The sequence below is a fragment of the Spirillospora sp. NPDC127506 genome, from assembly GCF_040302145.1.
Lineage (GTDB): Bacteria > Actinomycetota > Actinomycetes > Streptosporangiales > Streptosporangiaceae > Spirillospora.
On the sequence record NZ_JBEORG010000110.1, the window covers coordinates 1 to 1,116 of the forward strand.

The 1,116-nt window shown below is 68.3% G+C and carries 1 pseudogene; it reads right to left on the reverse strand.

The features are described 5' to 3' along the window. Window positions 1-25 precede the first annotated feature (25 nt). Window positions 26-1,023: pseudogene (locus ABTW95_RS35695) on the reverse strand (IS5 family transposase). Between the last annotated feature and the right edge of the window lie 93 nt (window positions 1,024-1,116).

A 1,116-nucleotide genomic window follows, 5' to 3' on the forward strand; every position in this document is an offset into this window, starting at 1 on the left:
GACTAGGGCCTGTTCGGAGTTCAGATCATGGGAGGGCTGGGAGGCTGCGCAGCCAGATGATGGATCCGCGTAGGTGGAGTCCGGCCTGGTAGCTGTCGGGTGTCTTGTCGTAGCGGGTGGCCAATCCTCGCCATTCCTTGAACTTGTTGATGCAGCGTTCGACGGTGTTGCGGTCTTTGTAGAGCTCGGGGTCGTGACTGACCGGGCGGCCGCCGCGTGGTCCCTTCTTCTTGCGGTTGGCGGCCTGGTCGGCCTTCTCCGGGATGACCGCTTTGATATGGCGTCTGCGCAGGTAGGCGCGGTTGGCCCGCGAGGAGTAGGCCTTGTCGCCGGCGGCCGCGCCCGGCCGGGTACGGGGGCGGCCGACCGGTCCACGCACCCGGATCTTGTCCATGACGGGGATGAAGCGGGGGCTGTCGGCTGCCTGCCCGGGGGTGAGCACGATCGACAGCGGGCGACAGCGCCGGTCGGCCGACAGGTGCATCTTGCTGGTCAGCCCGCCCCGGGACCGGCCCAGATCAGCGGCCTTCAGCCGGGCCTTGCGGCGACGGCGTATCCGGCGCCGCCGCTCCCGTCCGGGGTCGGGCTCGTCGCGGGGCCACTGGTCTACGGGCCCGGTTTGCCCTTTTGGCGAAGCCCCTTTTCCTCGGCCGCGGCCCGCTCCAACTCCTCCAGCCGCTCGGGCGCGACCACCATCCCGGCGGCGTGGTGATGCGCCCGGCAGACGCTGGAGTCCACGCTGACCAGGTCCAGGTCGACATCGCCCCGGACCGCCGCCTCGCTGATCATCGCGTTCATCAGGTTCTCGAACACTCCCTGGCCTGCCCAGGCCCGAAACCGGTCGTAGATCGTCGACCAGTTGCCGTAGGTGGTGGGCACGTCCCGCCACGGGCTGCCGGTCCGGAACCTCCACATCACCGCGTTGAACTGATTGCGCAGGTCACCGATCGGCCCGGACACCCCCAACGGCAGGTGGGGCTCGATCAGTTCCCATTCCGTATCGGTCACATCACCGCGCGTCATGTACCGGTGATACCGCCCGCCCCCGATCCGGCGTGGGTGAATCACTCGATTGCGACCAGCGGCAACTGATCCAGACTACGAACAGGCCCTAGC